We start from the raw sequence: 4,779 nt of genomic DNA on the forward strand, positions 1-4,779 counted from the left end.
AGCGTCAGATAGATATTCTTGAAGATGGCGGCAGCATCACGCAAGAGACCCGCTTATACGATGGAGAGAAAGATATCTCCCGCTCCATGCGTAGCAAAGAAGAAGCAAACGATTACCGCTACTTCCCATGCCCTGACCTGCTTCCTGTCGAATTGTCTGACGAGTTTATTGATCAGATTAAAACTGAGATGCCAGAGCTTCCTGATGCACGAAAGGCAAGGTTCTGCGCCGAATACGGCTTATCAAGTTACGATGCAGGCTTGATCTCAGCACAGGCAGACCTTTCTCATTATTTCGAGACAGCCAGTAGCATTTCAGGTGACGCTAAGCTTTCTGCCAACTGGACAATGGGAGAGCTAAGCGCGCGACTCAACAGCGACAGCATCTCCTTAAAAGATTCTCCTATCAGTGCAGAGCAACTTGGGCAACTGGTGCTTAGAGTTAAAGACAACACTTTGTCGTCTTCAGGTGCAAAGAAAGTATTCAATACACTTTGGGAAAAATCTGGTGATGATGTTGACGCAATTATTGAATCACAAGGTCTAAAGCAGGTATCTGATACCGGTGCGCTAGAAGCATTGGTTGACGAAGTACTCGCTGGCATGGCTGATCAGATTGCACAGTATAAAGAGGCCGATGACAAAAAGCGTAAAAAGCTTATGGGCGGATTTATGGGGCCTTTAATGAAAGCCTCTAAAGGACAAGGAAACCCTAAACTGTTCAATCAGATTCTTGCCAAGAAACTTAATAGCTAGCTTTAATTTTTGACCTGAATAACAGTAGAAGTGAGAGTGCACCGCTCTCACTTTTTTATACTTTCGATACGAATCGCCAAGGTTAATTGTCAACAGTTTTTATTTTAAGACTGATACCGACTGATTAGTAATCAGGCTCATGAAACTTTCATAAAAATGCAGTATGATGCGCGAAATTTATGAAACCTTTCATTTTTATCGAAGAATAGGATATTCAATGACTATCAAAAATGCTTTCTACGCACAGTCAGGTGGCGTAACTGCCGTAATCAACGCTTCAGCTTGTGGCGTAATCGAAACAGCTCGCCAATTCCCAGACAAAATTGGTAAGGTTTACGCTGGACGTAACGGCATCATTGGAGCACTCCGTGAAGAGTTGATCGACACCAGTCTGGAAAGCATCGAAGATATCGCCGCACTAAAGCACACTCCAAGCGGTGCATTTGGTTCTTGCCGCTACAAACTGAAAAACCTTGATGAGAACAAGCGTGAATATGAACGTCTGATCGAAGTATTCAAAGCTCATGATATTGGGTACTTCTTCTATAATGGCGGCGGCGACTCTCAAGATACAGCTTATAAGGTTTCTCAACTAAGTGAAAAAATGGGTTACCCGATTACTTGTATCGGTGTGCCAAAAACCGTAGATAACGACCTTCCGTTCACTGATTGCTGCCCGGGCTTTGGTTCGGTTGCAAAATACGTCGCTATTTCTACTAAAGAAGCGGCAATGGACATCGCTTCTATGTGCGAGTCCTCAACTAAAGTATTTATTCTTGAGGTCATGGGCCGTCACGCAGGTTGGATCGCCGCAGCTGGTGGTTTGGCCGGCACCGAAGCGCACGAAGCACCACACGTTATTCTATTTCCAGAAATAGCCTTTGATAAACAGAAGTTTTTAGCACGTGTAGATGAAGCAGTAAAAAATTACGGTTACTGCGTTGTCGTGGCATCTGAAGGCGCTCAGTACGAAGATGGCCGCTTTGTAGCAGACGCAGGCGCAGTTGATGCGTTTGGTCATACCCAACTAGGTGGCGTCGCACCAACGCTTGCTAATATGGTTAAAGATGAATTTGGTTATAAATACCACTGGGCAGTTGCCGACTACCTTCAACGCGCAGCACGCCATATTTCCTCTTCAACGGATGTTGAGCAGGCCTATGCCATGGGCAAAGCAGCTGTTGATTTCGCTGTAAATGGTAAGAATGCAGTCATGCCAATTATCGTTCGCGAACAAGCCGCTCCATACAAGTGGTCTATCGGTGAAGCACCGCTTAGCCAGGTTGCTAACCAAGAAAAGAAAATGCCTATTCACTATATTTCAGATGATGGTTTCGGAATTACTGCTGAGTGTCGTGAATACCTAACTCCACTTGTTCAAGGCGAAGACTACCCGCCTTACGATGAGAACGGTATGCCGCGCTACGTTAAGCTTCAGAACAAGCTTATTGAAAAGAAGACAGGAAGTGAGTTCGAAGTTTAAAGCTTCGCAACACGCTTATCTAACTCAGAGACTCCGCCTACCCAAAGTTATGTAGGCGGCCCGTCTCGGGGCGCAGAACGGACATGCCGTTAGTTTCAGCCCTACGTATGCAGAGGGTTTCATCCTTCGCTAATGAATAGCCCCATAAAAACCTTGCCGCCAACAATCCTGGGCATCCAGGCCCATATGGATTAGCAAGCCTATCCCTATCCACCGAGTTGCTGGAAACAAAGCCATCAGAGCATAAACCGGAATCATAAATTCTTTATGTAGAGGGTGGAAACCAATACTGCATCGACCTGGGTCATAAATCGGTACCGCAAGTAAGTGATCAAGATCGACTAACATTGTCGCAACCAAAAGCAGATATATTTTTACCGTGAACTTAGAATCTCGTGTTTTGGCAAAGACTGCTGTTGCTACTAACAACGGTACGAGAAAGTGTAATGCGATATGAAGAATGATTTTCTCCCGATTATGTTTATACTGAACTTATCAAAAGCGCGGATGTTAAAGCATAGATATCGCTTTCGCGCTCCCAGCTAACTCCTGAAGGCTTTACCAATCAATGAACGAACAGTTTCCTGTATTAGAAGTTTCAAATCAAGAAAGCACAGCAATCGTTATTATCAATAGCGAACACTACGAAAACTGGGTAGCAAAGCAAGCCGAAAATATTAAGACCTGGTTGAACGCAAATAACTATGAGGGGAAAGGTGGAATCCTCATCCCGGATAGTGACGGCAGCGCACTGCAATGCATTTATGGAATGAGCCCTAAGAGTGACTACTTCATTGCTGGCGATCTAGCGCTACAAATTCCTGCGGCGCGCTACTCGCTGGATTGCAGTCAGTGCAGCGAGCTATTTGAAGACCAAACTGAGTTTGAAACTCAGTTCGCAATCACCTGGGCCCTCTCTTGTTACCGGTACACTGAATATAAAAAGAATGATAAGAGCCTGCCAACACTTTCTGTATCTTCAGAAGCAATACTCAACAAAGCACAGGCATTTTCTTCTTCAGTGTCATTAGTAAGAGATCTGATCAACACCCCAGCCAGTGACTTAATGCCTGAAGATATGGGTACCGTAGCTGAGCAGCTCGCAGAGCAATACGGTGCTAAGCTCGAACAGTTTGTTGGCGACCAACTACTTGAGCACAACTACCCTACCATTCATGCCGTTGGCAGAGCCAGTGTACATGAACCAAGGCTCATTGATCTTACTTGGGGTGACGAAGATGCCCCAAAAATAACACTGGTTGGCAAAGGAGTTTGCTTTGACAGCGGAGGCCTGGACCTCAAGCCCAGTAATGCTATGCGCCTTATGAAAAAAGACATGGGCGGCGCGGCGCACGTACTTGGGCTAGCAAAATTAATTATGGACCAAGCTCTTCCAATCAGATTACGTGTACTAATACCCGCAGTAGAGAATGCCGTATCTTCGAATGCTTTTCGTCCAGGTGATGTAATCACCACACGACAAGGAATTACTGTCGAAATTGACAACACTGACGCTGAAGGCCGCTTAGTCTTATGTGACGCATTGACCGAAGCAGATAGCGAAAACCCGGACATGATATTCGACTTTGCAACACTAACCGGCGCCTGCCGAGTTGCATTAGGAACAGAGTTACCCGGTTTTTTTTGCAATGACGAACAACTTGCATCTTCGTTGCAGGAGTGTGGAAAGAGCAGCCAAGACCTTGTGTGGCAACTCCCCCTACACAGCCCTTACCAGGACATGCTAAAAAGCGATATTGCTGACACCCTTAATAGCGCAGCCACGGGTTTTGGCGGCGCTATTACAGCAGCGCTTTACTTACAATTATTCGTGTCTGATGACACTCCATGGGTTCATTTTGATGTAATGGCCTGGAATAATCGAAAGCTTCCTGGGCGACCAACTGGCGGCGAAGCATTTGGTATTCGTGCAGTCTTCGACCTACTAGAGCAACGTTTCAACAAATAAAACAAATTAGCTATGTTACACATTCACCCTAACTATAAACTTATGAGAAGCCCAGTATGGCGAAGAAGCTAAAAAACGAAGCTCAACTCCTTAAAGAAGCAATTCGCATCGGCACCTTATATGCCGAAAAACGTGGCGTCGCAAAATTCGAAGCTGATGACTCTCAAGACGACAAAATCGAGTACATTTACCGCTTACTAGTACACGACAAGCAGCTTCAACCTCTTGCTAAGGATGATCTGACCTTGGTGAAAATGAAGCACAAAATTGTTATGTGGCTGTATAAGCAGTTACCCGAGGGACATCCGCTTAAATAATTTACTTTGAGCCATTGCTTTAGGCAATGGCTCAGACTATCTTATGCACTATTCACCTTCACGCCTGCCGTAGACAAACGTAAAAGCGAATCTACACTCAGCACGATGATCGTGTTGAACTCTTTTCAGTTGTAGATTCAACCATTAATTTCCAATGATTCAATCCAAGACACTGTAATGAGTTCGCCCAATAGCGTACACTTGTACTCAAACTTTAATTACTTGCACTGAGAGTCTAATGATTCGTTTTATTCG

At 45.0% G+C, this 4,779-nt stretch carries 4 protein-coding genes and 1 pseudogene; 4 read left to right on the forward strand and 1 reads right to left on the reverse strand.

What is annotated here, in order from left to right:
- Positions 1-755, forward strand: a pseudogene (gene gatB / locus A3757_RS17020) (Asp-tRNA(Asn)/Glu-tRNA(Gln) amidotransferase GatCAB subunit B); the annotation flags it as partial.
- Between the two features lie 217 nt (positions 756-972).
- Positions 973-2,238, forward strand: a complete 1,266-nt coding sequence (locus A3757_RS17025) for a 6-phosphofructokinase (protein ID WP_068510974.1) — start codon at positions 973-975, stop codon at positions 2,236-2,238.
- 129 nt (positions 2,239-2,367) lie between these two features.
- On the opposite strand, the gene A3757_RS17030 is transcribed toward A3757_RS17025, so the two are convergent.
- Complete coding sequence (locus tag A3757_RS17030; RefSeq protein WP_197470100.1) at positions 2,368-2,703, reverse strand: DUF6122 family protein; 336 nt, start codon at positions 2,701-2,703, stop codon at positions 2,368-2,370.
- A gap of 103 nt (positions 2,704-2,806) precedes the next feature.
- Between A3757_RS17030 and A3757_RS17035 the strand changes: the two genes are divergently transcribed.
- A complete protein-coding gene (locus A3757_RS17035; RefSeq protein ID WP_068510979.1) occupies positions 2,807-4,207 on the forward strand; it encodes a M17 family metallopeptidase in 1,401 nt (466 codons plus the stop codon).
- A 56-nt stretch (positions 4,208-4,263) separates the two neighbouring features.
- Complete coding sequence (locus A3757_RS17040) at positions 4,264-4,524, forward strand: DUF5062 family protein (protein WP_068510982.1); 261 nt, start codon at positions 4,264-4,266, stop codon at positions 4,522-4,524.
- Positions 4,525-4,779: the final 255 nt, after the last annotated feature.

This window comes from Oleiphilus sp. HI0117, from assembly GCF_001635235.1.